The following is a 16,068-nucleotide window of genomic DNA, read 5'->3' as shown; positions in this document are numbered from 1 at the left end:
AATTATGATACAAATTTAATATAAGGTTACTTCCGAGAATCGGAAGTTTTTTCCGATAGCCTATGTCAATCTTCAAAAATATTTGCAAAATTATTCTCTCGTTGTTCGGAAATAGATTTTTTTAGTGATCTAAATCCTGCGTTATTTGTGAAAATTTCATAATCTTTGTCTGAAATAAAACGATTGTTCCTAAGCCAATTAATATATTTGAAATGTGGGTGATTATGTACTAATTCTAATTCTTTTAACTTCTGAAAAAGATATGAGTAATCTATAAAGGGATTAAGAATATGTTTCTTTGCGTATTTTATAAATTGTTTGTAAGTATCTTTTTCTCTAAAAATATCCTTCCAATTTATGAGTGTTTCAGGCTTCTTCTCTTGTTTTTTCAACTTCTTCTGCCTCTTTTGCTGTTTCAAAATAAATTTATTATCTCTTTTATGCATTTTGTAAACAAGAGAATCTTTATCTATATACTTTTTGTATTTATTAATTACATGATCTATTTTTCGTGTGTATATATTTGCGACCTCCTCCATTCCTTCATTATCAATATAATACTCAGGAAGATCTTTCACTAACAATGCCCCCATTTTATAAAATAGAGGTTCTGCAGAGATCTGAGATTTGCAGTCATTAAAGAATTTAAGTATATCATTAAGTAACTTAGGAAGTTCTTCTTTGCTTAGTTTAGGATTGTCTAAGATATAATCATCTAAATTGTTTTCTATTTCAGTTATTTTTGTTTGAAATTCCATGTTTAAAATGCTTAAAAAATCATTGTTTTCATGAACAAAATCTAGGTAATTAATAGTTTTAAAACTTAAACATTCTTTAGTCCCCGTATAAGTTTCAAGCCCTAAAGTGAATAAGTTTCCTTTAGTAGTATCATCTGGAAAAAAATCCGTATTACAATGCTCGGATTTAAATTGAATAACCAGTTCAGTAATTGTAACCTTTCGTACAGGTCTGTTGGATTTATCGAAAACAGTTACAACTTTACCTAACATAAATTTTTCTAATGTATGTCTGTCATATATCCCTAGCTTATTTGCCTTATTTATGATTTCTTCTATAGTTGCCATAAATTTATTTACTTTTTAGTCTTTCCTGTTCTTCCCAATACTTTTCGAGTTTATAAACCTGTTCTCTTTTAGACGTAATCTAAAAACCAACTATATTATGTATTGTGATAATTACAAATTAATATCCTAGACTATTAAAAATCTTAGCTGTCGATTTAGCTTTTTCAACCTCTGTTTTATTAATATATGCCAATAGTTGCTTTTCAGTTGTATGACCTGTGAAATTTAATAAATAAGCAGTAGGAATTTTTTCATAGAAATTTGAGGCAAAACTTTTTCGTCCAATATGAGATGTTACCAATTCATGTTTTGGATAATGGCCGAAAACTTTTCGTGTAATCTTTGTTTTATCTTCTTTCTCTATTGGCATCATTTTTCCATTATAGATTATTTTATCTATCCCAGCTTTTTTACATACTTCTTTGATATATAGATTTAGATTTACATCTGATATTTTTCGGGGAAATTCTCCTTTCCTTTTATTCAGAATTTGTTGAACCTTTTTTAATAAGGGGATTTGCATTTTGGCATTTGTTTTTTGCTGGGTAAATTCAATATATTTTTGACCATCACTATCCTCAACAATCATAGAAGCAGTAAACCTTAAATAATCACTAACACGCTGCCCTGTATAACAAGCTATTAATAACCAATCTTTGGCATTTTCTAAATAATCATGAGGCATTTCTGTCTGTTCAATTTTATCTAGCTCTTCAAATGTTAGGTAAATAGATTTAGGTATATGTTTAGTAGCTTTTTCAACTTCAAATTTCCATCCTGAAACATGTTTATGAACATTAATATCAAACGATTCGGCAACATTACATACCATTTTTAAAAATTTTAAGTTTCTGAATGTTGTAGAAATTTTATATTGTTCATTATAACAATAATTTTCAAAATCAACTCTAAATGCATTATCTAAATCCTTGAATTTTAAACCTCTGAAAGTTTTTTTTCTCTTCTTTCGATCAATAACATATCTATTGATTAATTCCTTAACAACTTTTGCCTTTTTTAAAGTTGCAACTGTAACACTTTCCTTTTTTAAAGAAATATAAATATCAATGAATTCGATGACGTCATCAGTATAATTTACATCTTTTGTTTTTTCTTTATCTGGCGATACAATGGTTTTTATCCATTCTTTTAAATCAATTTCTGGACGCTCTTCAATATAACTAGAAATAATACCCGCCTCTAGTTGGGCTAAACGAGTATTTATTGTTTCAGTATCATCCTTGTGCATCTTTTTAGATGGCAGTTTACATTTTCCATCTTTCCACTCTTTAGGCTTGCATGTTATATCGGGAATTGGAACACGAATATCAATGTCCCTGTCTCTAAATTTCACCCAAACAGTACTTTCTTTATCTGAAACTTTTCCTCTGATGTAAAAACTAACTGATGCCATAAATAAAAATATTTCAATTTTAAAGTTGTACCCAAAATTGTACCCAAAAAGTTTAAATCCTAATTAATTTCAGAAAATTTATTTTAATTAAGATGCCTTATATCCTTTTGATATAAAGGATTTATAAATTAACGTGCATTTTAATAGATTTTAAAAAGAAGTTCCTCCAGCTCCACTAAAAAGAGAATCTAAAAGATTCTCTTTTTTCTTTTATGCCTAAAGGTGTACTGAATTTTTATTTTACAGAATCTTTTTTAGATTCTTTATACAATCCTTTTCTTTTAAGGTCTGCAATCCATTGTCTTTTATATTCAGGCATAAAACTGGCATTTGTCATTTTTTTATACAAATGCTCCCGTTTTAGGTCTCCTGTGATGAATTTTTCTGCAATAACTGTGCAGGCGGGACCTGCCCATGCCGCTCCGCCGCCTGCATGTTCCATAACTGCTGCTACAATTATTTTTGGTTTGTCTGCAGGAGCGATGAGCGTAAAAATTGAATTATCCTTTCCTTGGGGAACTTGTGCAGTACCTGTTTTTGCAAGCTGAGTAAAGTCTTTAGATTTTAATCCTGCTCCGGTACCCCTCAGCATTACAGCTTCCATTCCTTTCATGACTAACTCATAATATTTGGTATTTTGTACCAATGTTTTATGTTTCACTTTAAAACGAGGATCAGGATTATTCTTTCCATCAATTGATTTTACAATATGAGGAGTATAGTACCATCCTTTATTTGCTATTGCTACTGTGAAATTTGCTATTTGGAGTGGTGTCAATAGTATTTCTCCCTGTCCCATACCATTATAAACGGCCTGAATAGGTTTCCAGTTTTTGCCATACCGTTTTTTATAGTATTTGCTGTCAGGAATAAATCCTTTTGCTCCGACTGCCAGATCATTATCCATATAAGCATTCAGCCCAAAGCTTTCCATTATTTTGTACCATTCATCAATCCCTTTTGATGGATTACCTGTATATTTATTTAGTATTGACTGGTATGCATATGAAAAATAGCAGTTACTGGATACCTGAATAGAGGGGATAAGAGGAACAGCCCCTCCATGTCCTTTTATAGTTACTCCTTTGTAATGAAATCCTCCGGCACATGGAAAAACGGTATTTTCATCTAGAACCCCCATTTGCATCCCTGATAAAGCAGTGAGTAGCTTGAATGTAGACCCCGGAGGGTAGGATGACTGAACGGATCTGTCCAATGTAGGCGAATCAAAAGAATCTTTAGCCAAATGATAAAGGTTTTTGGATTTCTCATTACCCGTAAAGAGATTAGGATCAATGTCCGGTCCTGTTGCTAAAACTAATATTTCACCGTTACTAGGATCTAAGGCTACAATTGCTCCATGTTTCTCTACCAACATTTCTTCAGCTGTTTTCTGAAGGTCATAGTCGATGGTAAGTGTTATGTCTTTTCCTGTAATAACATCTTTGTCTAGTTTTCCTCTTTTATAGGAGCCTATATTACGGAGTTTAATATCTTTTTGGAGATATTTTATTCCCTTTGTTCCTCTAAGTTCCTTTTCATATGCCTTCTCGATACCTGTTTTCCCTATAAAATCCCCTGGTAGATAATACATCGAATCCTTTTTTATATCCCTTTCATTTACTTCATGGGTATATCCCAAAAGATTGCCAGAGGTAGATACTTCATATTGTCGTTGTGGTCTGTAAACAATATTAAATGCAGGATATTTGAATATAATCTCTTGTATTCTGGCTATTTCTTCACGATTCAGGTTTTTTATGAAAGTCATGGGTGTAAGCTTTGAATAATATTTTTCTTTCTTTATTGAGTTTATCTTATTTATAAAAAAAGATTTATTTATTCTAAGGAGCTTACAGAATCCAATAGTATCAAAATCAGTTTTCATAAGATTTTGTGTGAAAGACATTTCATAAGAAGGTTGATTACCTACCATTATCTTTCCGTTGCGATCGAAAATGACACCTCTTTGTGGAATAATATAATCAGTCTTTATGGATGTATTAGCTGCATTAAGTGCATATCGATCTGTTACCAATTGTAAATAGGCAAGCCTTGCAATAAATATAAAAGCGATGGCCAGCAGGATTGAAAAAATCTTTAAATAACTTGATTTCAAAATTGTTGTAGATTTTAAATCGTGGAAGGTAAATGAGAAGGACAAATATAAATAATAAATTACCTGTATTTTATAAAAATTATTGATGAAAAACTATTTTTTCAATTTAATTTTAGAGGTATTTATAATAATAAAACCAGATAAGAGATGATATGGAATTTGAATTGGATTTTATGTCTGTAACACCAGAATTAGACATAGACTATATTTATTAAGATATACTTTTTCTACAAGGATTAAATTAAAGATTTACAACCTAATAGACGAAACCAAAATTGCTCTATATCGGGAGACATAGAGCAATAAGTATAAAAATTTATTTTGAAAGACGTGAAGTATTGTCTTTTGAATCATTCAAAGAAGATAAAGATGTAAAATTTTCAGAGTGTCATCATAGTATGTATTCAACTTCATTATTATGTGAACAATCAAGATATTTATCACAGTCTTAAAACTTATAAGCTACCATTAATCCACCACGATAAGGTATCCATTCACCACTTTTGTTCCAGTTGTCGGCATCGTCATATCGTTCGCGTGGAGATTTGGAACCATCCCAGCCATGATAGAAACCTTGTGAATTTCCACCACCTAGGTACAGATCAAGATTCCAGTGATCATTTATTTTAAACTGATATCCAACAGTGGCTCCGAGCATTACATTGAATCCTTTCTGATATAAACTAGAGTTCCAGTAATTCCACTTTTGCATATCATAGACAGCCATGCCTATATTAGCACCAACATACCATTTTTCCATTGCTTTCGAGAAATAATAGCGGGTTTCCAGGTGTCCCATATAAATTTGTAAATGCCTTCCGGCAAAAGATTTCCATGGAGAGACGAACAAATCTGCCTGTCCTGTCCAATGCTGGCTGAAAGCATGCTCATAACCTATATTAATCATTCCTATGGGAGCAAAAAGTGCATTCCCTTTGATCTGATTTTTATATTCCTGGGCGTATACTGTATTGCTTAAGATTGCCAAGATGATAATAGTAAGTGTTTTTTTCAATTTTAAATTTTTATGCAAAGGAGTGAAATTCTGAACTTCCCGGCAATGGTGCAGGCTATTTCTAATGTAATTCTAATATGGTGCTTTATAAAAGAAAAGACTCAGGTTCCAAACCCGAGTCTTAATATTAAAATATAATCTGATTTTGTTCAAAAGGTTTTATAAACCAAAATTCACAAAAATGCTAAAACGTGATTTTGCTTCAATATCTCCACCGGCAAGGCGGGTATAAGCAGGTAGCATAAGCTCTGAACCCAAGCTCCATTTCTGATAAGAAACCTCAAAGCCGAGTTTCCCATATAATGCACTTCCGGCAGTATTGGACATGTTTTCCCCAAATTGTTTGTTCCGGTCATAAACCTCACCCTGTAATCCTAGTTTACCTGATAGAATACTATTTTCATTGCGCCATAATCTGTAAAATCCGGTTACCGCATAATTCCACTGATTGCCAAACTGATAATGTTTTTTATTTTCAGTTTTAATGGTATAGTCCGTATTGATAAGCAGGGCAAACAGGCTTTTTTGATATTTGTAACTCAGAGCCATCTGATAATCCCAACTTCCGGTACCTAGCTGGAAACTAGGATTGACTCCGGTAATTCCCTTTTCATCGAATTTACCCAGAGGAATCTTTATTCCTATTCCGCCATTCAGTTGGTGATAAGAATCTTTTGACGCCAGTATTTGGTATATTCCCATTACATTCGCATCGCCTATTCCATTGATCCTGATATCGCCCTGCATTGTTTTTTTATTGTGAAAATGATAAGGGATACTTCCGTAAATACTGAGTTTTTGTGTTACAGGTATTTTTCCCCAAAGCTGAATTGTATTAAAATACTGATCCTGTGTTAGCTTGTCTGTAAACAGGTTTTCTTTTGCAAGATAGTGCTGGGAAAAATATTTTATACCAACAAACTGAGGATTCAGTAAGGATTCAAATCCGGAAGAGCCATTTCCGGCAGCACATCCACAGGCATCACAATCATCATCCATCAATACAAAATGTTCATATCGTAGATTGGCAACCATAGCAATGCTGTCTTTCCCAGGTTCAGCATGAATATTTATAATACTAATTAATCCTATAAATATCAAAATTATTTTTTTCATTTTTAATGATTTCATTTTATTCCGAAAACTTCGGATTTGTTATAAAGTTTTTATCACTTAAAGTCTTTAGAAAAGCAATGATATATTGCTTCTCAATACTTGTCATAGGAATACCGACGTGTCCGTTTTGCCTCAAAAGTGGATCCAGGTTGGGTTGATCCTCTACATTGTCTGAATAAAAGTTAAGTACTGCTTCCAGTGAATAGAATCTACCATCGTGCATATAGGGTGCGGTGTATTCTATATTCCTGAGACTGGGCACCCGAAACTTCATATAATCAGCTATATTAAGCGTTACCCTGTATCTTCCTTTATCATCGAACTGGGCGTTATAATACATTCCTGTATTTCTGTAACTTTCGTCTGTAAATAATTCTCCCGAATGACAGGACGAACATTTCTGTTGAAATAATGATAGACCTTTTGATTCTTCCTGACTAAAAGGAACCTGACCTTTTTTATACTGATCGTATTTGGAATCTGCGGAGACCATAGTCACCATAAATTGGGATAAGGCTTTCAGTACTCTTTCGCCTGTAATATTATCATCTCCGAATGTTGCCCTGAACATTTTTTTGTAATTGGCATCTGCACTTAGTTTTCCTACCGCTTCAGGCATCGAACTGTCCATCTCGAAATCTGTTGTTATAGGGACTAATGATCTTTCATCCAGATTATGACTTACGCCATCCCATGTATAATTTTTGAGAAAAGCCATATTCTGAATGGGTGGTGCATTTCTTATTCCAAGTCTGTCATCAATACCATGGCTAACGGTATGTCCATGATGGGTAAAGGCATATTCCTGAATATGACAGAATCCACAGGAGATAGTGTTGTTTCGGGATAATTTTCCTTCATAGAAGAGCTTTTTGCCCAGAGCAACTCCATTTACCGTAATTGGATTTCCAAGAATATCAAATGTCATTTTGGGAAATCCATCAGGGACATTCAATTGATAAGCCTCATCTTTATTCACGGAGAAACCTTCATACTCATTTTTACAAGACATAAGTGTCCATAAAACAAGAAACGAAAGAATCCGGAGAGGGGTAAATAGCCCTCTTCCGAATTGTTGTATTGAATTAATCGTTATGAACATGATCTACCCTGAACATTTTGGTTAGATTATTAGTCGCATTTACCAGATGCTGGTTAGATCCCATGGCCATCTCGTTCTCTTTATTTAGAGTCAGAGCAGTTTGGCCACTCAGGTACTGATTAAGGTCTGCCAGAATATGGATAGATGGCTTAATACTTTTAGTAACCCTTGCCGTCATAGGTAGATCCAGTGTGATCTCCCTGTATAGATCCGGAGTATTGTTTGCGGATACATTTCCCATATTTCCGCAATGGTTCATAAATTTGGTGTCCGGAGCTGCTGATCCGTAATTGCCTTCAAGTTTTGAGAAAATATATCCGACAGCCCACGACCATGCCATTCCTGCAGCCTTTGCCTTTTGCCAGAAAATACCCTGCCCGTCCTGTCCCAGAAGGTAAGACGACTGACTGATACCAAGTCCGAATCTGATTTTTTTATAGTTATTCCGTGGAATATCTGCCAGATTAATATAGACAATTCCTGCCTTGGCTTCGGCTTGATCTACGATAAAAGCGCCTTTATCGGGATTATTGTAATTGTATTTAAATTCTTTTCCACTTTCATCTATCAGCACAATATTGCTCACAATGTATTTCAGGGTAGTGAAATTATGCTTCTGTCCGCCAGATGAAGTCTGAGCAGTTTGCCCCAGTACAATGTCTCCCAGATTATTAAAGCCATTTTCAAATTTTATCTGCAGATTTCCGGGAGTGGTATCTTCCGTTTCTGTGCTGTCACTGTTTCTACAGGAGGAGAGGGTGAATAAGGTGATACCAATAAATAATAATGATAAAAGTTTATAAATTTTCATTTGTTTCCGATTTTTAAAGTTTTCAATTAATGCTATATAAAGCCATATGAGATGTATTCCGGTCTTTTATCCGGAATATATTGTCAGAGAAGTTTCTGTTGGAATTTCTCTTTAATATTTAAAAGCAAACATTAAAAAACGGGTGGTCTGAAAATAGGTTTCAGGAAGAAATAATGGTAATTCTCTTTGTAAATGTTTTTATCTCTAATTGTAAGTATATAATATCCTGTCTGAATTTCTGAAATTTCAACAGGAAGGCAGAGGTCCGTTATTTTCTGACCCTGATTTTTTGTTTTTGATGACTGAGCGTCATCCTGTGTATTCTTTGCCAGTTCTTTTTCCAGGTAACATTTTCCATTACAATGCAATTTTGGATTGTTTTTGTTTACACAAAGCTCTTCCGAAATATAATTATAGTTCACAGCATAGTCCAGCACCGGCATTAAGGGCTTAAAGACGAGATAAAAAATAAAAAATATGTTGAGAATAAGCTTCATCTATTCTATAATAAGATTTTCTGTTCCGACCAGGCAGAACAGATTTTTAGAAGATTTAAATAATAAATTCTAAGATTGTATATAACTATTCAACAGAGTACAGAGTTTCTGAGGTTTCCATATCTATTGTGTTATAAATACAAATTGAAATAGATTCTCTTCCGAAGAGAAAGAATAAAAATATGGGTGAAATCAGATTAAAGGAGGATGGAAAACATCCGAGCAGGCTAAAAAATGATAAAATGAGCTATAGGATGAGCTCTGTTTAATCTTTTCTGTGAAGTATTTTGTAGGAAAGTCAAATGTAAAGATCTGATCCGTTAGAAAAACATCTGTAAAACCGGAGCTAATCTTTAGATTATTTTGTTTGGGTGCGTTTTCAGAAGTCTTAGCCAGTTCTTTTACCAGATAACATTTCCCGTTACAAAGCAGTTGAGGTTTGTTCTTGTTTTCACAAAGCTTTTCCGAAATATAGTCATAGTTTACAGCATAGTCTATCAATGGCAATACCGGACGTATGGTAAGCATCAATATTATAAATGCGGGCAGTATGAACTTCAATGAAACTATTTTGTTGCAAAAATAAACAAATAACATTTATCAATTCACAAGCTGTGAAATGTCATATTTTTTAGAAAAGCTGAGATTTACCACTGCAAGGGTTGTTATGTATGAATAATGAGATCAAACATTCTGATTCTTTAATAAAAAACAAAAATATTTTCAGATAAATTTTAATGCGTCAAGTTTTGACGCCGCGCCCATTTACATTTGCCTCATCAACATAACACAAGGGTTGATAACATAAAAACACAAAAAAATTAAATGAAAATATAATACGACAAGTTTTGGCGCCATGGGCACTGATCTTTGTCGGAGAATAGAAAACCACCAATTACAAATTATGAAACCAGAACCATTAACTACAAAAGAAGAGTTGTCTCAGAATCTTTCTCAGATACTTAGTGAGCAGGAAAAAGCCGAACTGGATTTCGAATTTTACCTGAACGAATTAGAAGAATTCTTTATGAATGACTTCAAAGAAACAGAAATCCCAGAGGATGATCATCCAATATATTAAAACATGTATAACCCCATAAAAACACAATTATGAAAGATCCACCCGCTGAAAAGAACTTCAGCTTATTAAAACATCAAAAAATCAAATTTAACAACCAATTTAAAAATTTACAATTATGACATCAAAAACAGAATTAAAAAGTTATTTCGAAAACGGGGATATTCCCAATCAGGAACAGTTTTGGGCATGGATGGACAGCTACTGGCATAAAGAAGAAGCCATAGATCCAAATGCCGTGCAGTATACCAATACACAGCCAACGGTATATAAAGTAGGCGGAGTTCCGACAGGTACAACCTTTGAGAACATGCCCATAAAGCAAGTCTTAGACTATATTTTCTATGGCAAAGTAGATTTATCCAGTACCGAAATTAAATTTAAAATCAGAACAACTCAGGCTAATGAAAGGGTTCCAGTTGCTATGCTAAGAACAGCCGCAGAGGTTGCGCAGGCTAAAGTGAACTACGGAGACGGAAAAGAAGAGATGGTAGTAGTTCCTACTTATAATGGTTCAGAATCATGGACGGACGGAGACGGAAATACCCACTATATTGACACCGGAAATACATTTTATCATGTATACGAAACAGCAGGCGATTATGAAATCACCATCAATGCAGAGGCCAATGTAAGCTATGCAAGATTCTGCGAAGGACTTAACAAGACCACTCAGGGATATTTTGAGCCAATGCTTAACAATTATATTGTTGAACTATCCAAATTCAAATCAGATTCCTTAACCAGTCTGGATTATACTTTTGCAGGCTTATCACAGGCTAATGTGACTGCAGATTTTAAGCTTGAAACGCCAAAAGTTGAAACAATGGATGTTGCCTTTTATGGCTTTGGAGAAGGCAGGGAATTTGAAGCTTTCCCGGCAAATATGCTTTCCCAAATTACTAAACCAACAGGATTGAGAGGTACTTTCTTCAGAGCAGGTCTTAAAAAGATCTTACCTGGATTCTTAGACAGTTTCTTCAATCTGGAAACGGTTTGGGAATGCTTTAAGAATTCCAAATTGGGTAAGGATAACTATAATGGACTCGATGCGGGTGTATATATGTCGCAGGCAGTAGAAGGAACTAACGATTTTATTCCGGTTTCGTTATTCTGGAAGAACCCAAAGCTAAAGGATATTTCTCATTGCTTCAATTACATTGGTGAAGGCAGATTTGGAAATGTAACTTCAGGATATTTAACTTTTCATGTTATAAGAAGAGAACTGTTCTGGAATGGTAAATCAGTCGGAAATACCTCCGGAACTATTGAAAATGCTTTCTATGCTTTTGCGAAGAATAACAGAATTTTATGTGAGCCAAATCTATTAAAGTATGCTCCAAATATGAAGCATCTGGGCGGAATCTTTACTCAAACTAACCATACCAATCATGCAGTGAGCTGGGGAGGTATAGTTCCAATAGCTTATGATGAAAATAATGTTATTCAGTTTAATGAGGACTCCTCCTATAATGCTGTTCCAGGTAAAGGGCTAACCTATGATTTAAGAGTAATGTTCCCTGCATCAAGTTATCCGAATATCTTAACCTTGAACGGAGCATTTACAACTGCTGCTGTTGGCGGTACTTATGGATTTAACCATTATATGGATTACGGACCAAATGGATGGAGCCATATGAAACTAGATTTAAGTTTTAGTGCTACGGACTTCCTTGCAAAATTCCCAAATGCTACAGCTGGAAGTGTAGATAGCTATGCTAAAACAATGCTTGGGCAATCCGGCGGTTCGGAAGCGGATAAAGCAGATGGTAGAAACGGTGTATTCTTTATGCTGGATCAGGATACCAGAATCACAGACAAAACTACAGTTCCTGCATTAGTATTCAATAACGCGATTCCATACTAGTAAATCAATGAGTCAATGAGTCAATAGGTGAATTATCTATTACTTATTCCACATTGCTCATTGCTTATCGAATAGCACTAATCAATAAAATTTTAAAAATCCCTTAAAAATTGGTCTTAGAAAAGGTCAACAGGGAGAACTATGTCTAAAAATTAAAAAAATAATCAATAAATATTAATATTATGAATACAAACAGCAGCAATGCAGCACAAACACTTTTCCGCTTTACCAATCTTAGAAATCCACAGCTAGCGGAGGCTCAGGATAATGATAACTTTATTTTAAGAGATACTAAAACAATAGGTTATTTCGATAGTCTTGTTCAGGAATGGTCTCCGGCTAAAGGAATTTCCAAAATCGATTTTTTTTTAGAAAAACTTATTAAAGACCCTTTGGTAGCAACTATAAAAAAAACTGAAGAGGAGCTTAAAGCTATAGTTGGTGATTTCTTTGAAGCTGGGAAAAAGCTGGCACAAAAAAGAAATTGGGAAACAATTGCAGATATCAACGTGTTAATGGATGCATTAAAAACAAAGATTGAAACAGCAGCATCTGTTGAAAACAAATTATTAAATCCCGAATCCGAAGAAGTAAAAACATTGTGGGACAGTCTAATTTATCAAATGCTGACACAAGAAGATTTTTATACTAAGGAAGCTATTATTCAATCTTTACAGGCGGTCAATTATTATGTGAAATTTTTCCAGATTGAGGAAGAGAATGAAGATAAAAAAAGAGTACAACTTCAGAAAATAGCCTCTGCAAAAGTTGTGATTCCTAACTATTTGTTTATCGACTCTGTAACAAAAGAAGAGAGCGAGATGATTTTTACTGTAAATGAAACGAAAATCGGAAGCTCCTATATTTTTGAAAACAATTCTCAGGAGCAAGCATTGTCTGAAGAAGCAAAACAGTCTTTCATCAGACAACAGTCACTTAATTCTTATAATGAGAAAAAGCGGAAATTGGAAGATTTAAAAATCGAGATAAAACAGCTTGATACTGTATACAACAAAAATGTGGCTAAATCTTATGATACTGCGGTTAGTGAATTTCAGAAAACGATTCAGCCATTGCAAAGTGCCTATCGGGATGCTTTGTTGGATGTAGAAGCAACATTTACAGAAGCAATGACTGAAGCACAGAAAAAACAGGCTCTTAATGCAGTTCCCAAGCCGGATCTTCCGGAGTTTACTTTTAATGCTCCGGCGCAAAGAGATCTTACCGTTTTTAAAAATAAATTATCAGAACCATTATTGGAATTATTTGCAGAATTAATAGGTACTCCTTCTACCGAAGAAGAAATAGCAAATAACGGGGTAAAGCCTGAAAATATATTGGAATTAGGAGAAAAGTACATTGTTTTTCCGGACGACCAGTATTTGAATTTCAATGAGATTAAAGAGGTGATTACGGATCATATCAAAGAGGTTAATGATGGAATTATTACCAATACGGACCTAAATCAAGTCAGCTATGTCAGTGTTGGGGGAGTGCTTATTCCTTCACAAAAAATAGCAACCGAAGAGAAAGATAAAATTAAATACAATGGATTGCTTACCTCAAGACTCAATGATCAGGATGATGGGAATCATGTAGAAATGGCTTTATCCATTAATGTAGGAAAAGATATTCCTGTAGAAATTTTATCTTACAGATTAGTCAGCGAATCAGGAGCTATGAAGAAAGGTAGTTATGTAACAATAAACCCATATCCCTCATTTTTTACCTGCCGTGACTTTTTTGAAAATAATCTGATGGAGAATGACTTCGGTAAATATTCAAAGTTTATCATTGAATGCAGGATAAACGGTCAGAGATTACAGGCTGTAGTTGATGGCTACGGGGGATATATAGGTGACAAGGATGTTTTCTTCTATTTAATGAACCATATTGAAAACGGTGATAATGCCAATTCATTTATCCCGTCAGATTTTGGGATTAAAAGACTGGGGATCTCAGATTATCTGAGAGTAGAACAATCGACCCATGCCTATGTAGAAGGAGAAGTCGCCAACATTGAAAATATAATGGCACGCGAATATCGTGACAAGTCTACCAGAAGACTGAGAAGAAGTGAAGTGACAGAAACTTTTTCTTCTGATAGCGAAAGAGAACAATTAACCGATACAACTACAACCGAAAGGTTTGAAATGCAATCTGAAGTAGCAAAGGTACTACAGGAGTCCACGGATATGGGGATTAATACCAATACCACATTTAGTGCTTTAAATGCACAATTTAGTATTGGAGCAAGTTTTGCAAATCATCGTTCCAAGGAAGAAAGTATGAGACAGGCAGTAACCCAGGCACAGGATATTACCGTAAGGGCTCTGGACCGTGTGGTAAGAAAAGTACACGAAGAGCGTATTGAAAAGATCATTGAAGAGTTTGAAGAAAACAATTCACATGGATTCGACAATCGTAAAGGTGATAAACACGTAGTGGGTGTTTACAGATGGGTGGATAAACTAATGAAAAACCAAGTACATAGATATGGGAAACGATTAATGTTTGAGTTTTCGATCCCTCAGCCTGCAAAACTTCATTCTCTTGCAATGAAATCTCTGAAAGATCAAAAAACTATTGAGTTACCTATAGATCCGCGAAAATCGGGCATATTTACAATGACAGATTATAGCTCCCTGAATGACGAGAATATACTAAAATACTGGCAGAGTAAATACAATGTAGAAATTGAGAAACGACCGGAAAATGAAGTAAGAGTTACCAAGGCTATTAGTGTAAGCAATGCTGAGATTAAAGGAGAAATGGCTGCAAAATCCGATTCAATAGAGATTCCGGAGGGGTATACAACATCCGGTGGTTGGCTAAATGCCAGTCACTTCTTCCAGCCGGACAGATTTGAATGGACACATATCAGAGTCACCGTGGGTGATGTTTCTAAATTAGTGGCTGAGCACAATGCACATATTGCTATAGACCAGGAATTCTTTTTTAGAAAAAAATATGCTAAAAATGTAGGGTTTGCTTTTGAAAGTGGTGATACAGCCGGCGTAACAATAAATATTTCTCTGGATTGTGTTCTGAATAAGGAAGTAAAAGATGAATGGTTGCAGAAGACTTTCAATCAAATTATCAGAGCTTATGAAGATGCGATGGTAGAATACAATCAAAAAGTAGCCAACGAAGATGCAAAAGCAGGAGAAATTAAAGGGACTAACCCATTGTTCTACCGACAAATAGAACAGGAAGTACTGAAGCATAATTGTATTGCCTATCTGGTAGATGACAGATCACAGAAATCCTTAGGCAGACATATGTACGAGGGGGATGATGTTAAGAATTTCCAGATAAAAAGAGAAGAACTTGATCAGTATGCCTCTCTTGCCAAATTTATGGAACAGGCTTTTGAATGGGAAATTATTTCCTACAACTACTACCCTTATTACTGGGGATCTAGAAATGACTGGGGAACAATGTATCAGTCAGAAAATATAGATCCTTTATTCAGATCTTTCCTTAGAAGTGGTATGGCAAGAGTCGTAGTGACCGTACGTCCCGGATTTGAAGATGCTGTACAGTATTATATGGTAACCGGTAAAATCTGGAATGGTGGTGAAGTCCCTGTAATTGGAGATCCGTTGTATCTGTCTATCGTAGATGAGTTGAAGGAAACAGAAGGTGAAGTGTACGGAAAAGCATGGATTACCCGCGTACCTACGCCACTTACGATTCTTCAGGCGGAAAGCATAGGATTGAAAGTAGAACACGCTCTTCCTTTTACACAGGAAGATCCAAAAGATTTTGAAGATCCAAAAGCACTGATTACAGAAAGTAATTTCGAAAAGAATGATGCTACAATGCAGGCTCCTGAAAGTAAAATGGTAGGTAGTATGGAAATCAATAATGATTATATCCAGCTGACCACCAAGGACGACCCTAAGCAGGTTGTTGCTCAGTTATCATTGGATGATCTGAAAGAAGCTCTTCAATAAGCTTT

General features: G+C 34.7%; 13 protein-coding genes. 4 read left to right on the top strand and 9 right to left on the bottom strand.

The features are described from left to right. Window positions 1-65 precede the first annotated feature (65 nt). The 4 genes from BAZ10_RS04435 to BAZ10_RS04420 form a co-directional block, all read right to left on the bottom strand. Window positions 66-1,085: a hypothetical protein gene (locus BAZ10_RS04435; RefSeq protein ID WP_078771030.1), complete on the bottom strand. Its 1,020-nt coding sequence runs from the start codon at window positions 1,083-1,085 to the stop codon at window positions 66-68. A 118-nt stretch (window positions 1,086-1,203) separates the two neighbouring features. Further along, complete coding sequence (locus BAZ10_RS04430) at window positions 1,204-2,499, bottom strand: tyrosine-type recombinase/integrase (RefSeq protein WP_078771029.1); 1,296 nt, start codon at window positions 2,497-2,499, stop codon at window positions 1,204-1,206. A 235-nt stretch (window positions 2,500-2,734) separates the two neighbouring features. Beyond that, window positions 2,735-4,618, bottom strand: coding sequence for a penicillin-binding transpeptidase domain-containing protein (locus tag BAZ10_RS04425; protein WP_078771085.1), 1,884 nt, complete (start codon window positions 4,616-4,618; stop codon window positions 2,735-2,737). A gap of 448 nt (window positions 4,619-5,066) precedes the next feature. After that, window positions 5,067-5,633 (bottom strand): DUF3575 domain-containing protein, encoded by a 567-nt coding sequence (locus BAZ10_RS04420; RefSeq protein WP_078771028.1) that lies wholly within the window; start codon window positions 5,631-5,633, stop codon window positions 5,067-5,069. 12 nt (window positions 5,634-5,645) lie between these two features. Between BAZ10_RS04420 and BAZ10_RS19340 the strand changes: the two genes are divergently transcribed. Next, window positions 5,646-5,771, top strand: coding sequence for a hypothetical protein (locus BAZ10_RS19340; protein ID WP_260139119.1), 126 nt, complete (start codon window positions 5,646-5,648; stop codon window positions 5,769-5,771). A gap of 21 nt (window positions 5,772-5,792) precedes the next feature. On the opposite strand, the gene BAZ10_RS04415 is transcribed toward BAZ10_RS19340, so the two are convergent. The 5 genes from BAZ10_RS04415 to BAZ10_RS04395 all read right to left on the bottom strand — a co-directional run bounded on the left by BAZ10_RS04415 (window position 5,793) and on the right by BAZ10_RS04395 (window position 9,720). Continuing rightward, on the bottom strand, window positions 5,793-6,749 hold the full coding sequence (locus tag BAZ10_RS04415) for a transporter family protein (RefSeq protein ID WP_078771084.1): 957 nt from the start codon (window positions 6,747-6,749) through the stop codon (window positions 5,793-5,795). A 16-nt stretch (window positions 6,750-6,765) separates the two neighbouring features. After that, window positions 6,766-7,851: a cytochrome-c peroxidase gene (locus BAZ10_RS04410; protein WP_078771027.1), complete on the bottom strand. Its 1,086-nt coding sequence runs from the start codon at window positions 7,849-7,851 to the stop codon at window positions 6,766-6,768. Beyond that, window positions 7,835-8,662 (bottom strand): MbnP family protein, encoded by an 828-nt coding sequence (locus tag BAZ10_RS04405; RefSeq protein WP_078771026.1) that lies wholly within the window; start codon window positions 8,660-8,662, stop codon window positions 7,835-7,837. Before BAZ10_RS04405 ends, BAZ10_RS04410 begins: the two co-directional genes overlap by 17 nt. Window positions 8,663-8,793: 131 nt before the next feature. Further along, the gene (locus BAZ10_RS04400) at window positions 8,794-9,105 is read right to left on the bottom strand and encodes a hypothetical protein (protein WP_245803745.1); all 312 of its coding nucleotides are present in this window, start codon (window positions 9,103-9,105) and stop codon (window positions 8,794-8,796) included. 246 nt (window positions 9,106-9,351) lie between these two features. Then, window positions 9,352-9,720 carry a hypothetical protein gene (locus BAZ10_RS04395; RefSeq protein ID WP_394363735.1) on the bottom strand — a complete coding sequence of 123 codons (369 nt, stop codon included), beginning with the start codon at window positions 9,718-9,720 and terminating at the stop codon, window positions 9,352-9,354. Window positions 9,721-10,063: 343 nt separating this feature from the next. Between BAZ10_RS04395 and BAZ10_RS18990 the strand changes: the two genes are divergently transcribed. From BAZ10_RS18990 to BAZ10_RS04385, 3 genes are all read left to right on the top strand, one after another. Beyond that, on the top strand, window positions 10,064-10,240 hold the full coding sequence (locus BAZ10_RS18990; RefSeq protein ID WP_021347063.1) for a hypothetical protein: 177 nt from the start codon (window positions 10,064-10,066) through the stop codon (window positions 10,238-10,240). A 115-nt stretch (window positions 10,241-10,355) separates the two neighbouring features. Further along, a complete protein-coding gene (locus tag BAZ10_RS04390) occupies window positions 10,356-12,104 on the top strand; it encodes a PKD domain-containing protein (RefSeq protein ID WP_078771023.1) in 1,749 nt (582 codons plus the stop codon). A 182-nt stretch (window positions 12,105-12,286) separates the two neighbouring features. After that, a complete protein-coding gene (locus BAZ10_RS04385; protein ID WP_078771022.1) occupies window positions 12,287-16,063 on the top strand; it encodes a hypothetical protein in 3,777 nt (1,258 codons plus the stop codon). Window positions 16,064-16,068 lie beyond the last annotated feature (5 nt).

This window comes from Elizabethkingia occulta (assembly GCF_002023715.1).
In the GTDB taxonomy this organism is placed as follows: Bacteria; Bacteroidota; Bacteroidia; order Flavobacteriales; family Weeksellaceae; genus Elizabethkingia; species Elizabethkingia occulta.
This window is presented reverse-complemented; position numbering and strand designations above follow the sequence as displayed.

Coding starts and splice junctions, on each gene's coding strand:
- BAZ10_RS04415 (WP_078771084.1), bottom strand. CDS start 6,749: ATGAAAAAAATAATTTTGATATTTATAGGATTAATTAGTATTATAAAT.
- BAZ10_RS04385 (WP_078771022.1), top strand. CDS start 12,287: ATGAATACAAACAGCAGCAATGCAGCACAAACACTTTTCCGCTTTACC.
- BAZ10_RS04430 (WP_078771029.1), bottom strand. CDS start 2,499: ATGGCATCAGTTAGTTTTTACATCAGAGGAAAAGTTTCAGATAAAGAA.
- BAZ10_RS04410 (WP_078771027.1), bottom strand. CDS start 7,851: ATGTTCATAACGATTAATTCAATACAACAATTCGGAAGAGGGCTATTT.
- BAZ10_RS18990 (WP_021347063.1), top strand. CDS start 10,064: ATGAAACCAGAACCATTAACTACAAAAGAAGAGTTGTCTCAGAATCTT.
- BAZ10_RS04405 (WP_078771026.1), bottom strand. CDS start 8,662: ATGAAAATTTATAAACTTTTATCATTATTATTTATTGGTATCACCTTA.
- BAZ10_RS04400 (WP_245803745.1), bottom strand. CDS start 9,105: ATGCCGGTGCTGGACTATGCTGTGAACTATAATTATATTTCGGAAGAG.
- BAZ10_RS04390 (WP_078771023.1), top strand. CDS start 10,356: ATGACATCAAAAACAGAATTAAAAAGTTATTTCGAAAACGGGGATATT.
- BAZ10_RS04435 (WP_078771030.1), bottom strand. CDS start 1,085: ATGGCAACTATAGAAGAAATCATAAATAAGGCAAATAAGCTAGGGATA.
- BAZ10_RS19340 (WP_260139119.1), top strand. CDS start 5,646: ATGCAAAGGAGTGAAATTCTGAACTTCCCGGCAATGGTGCAGGCTATT.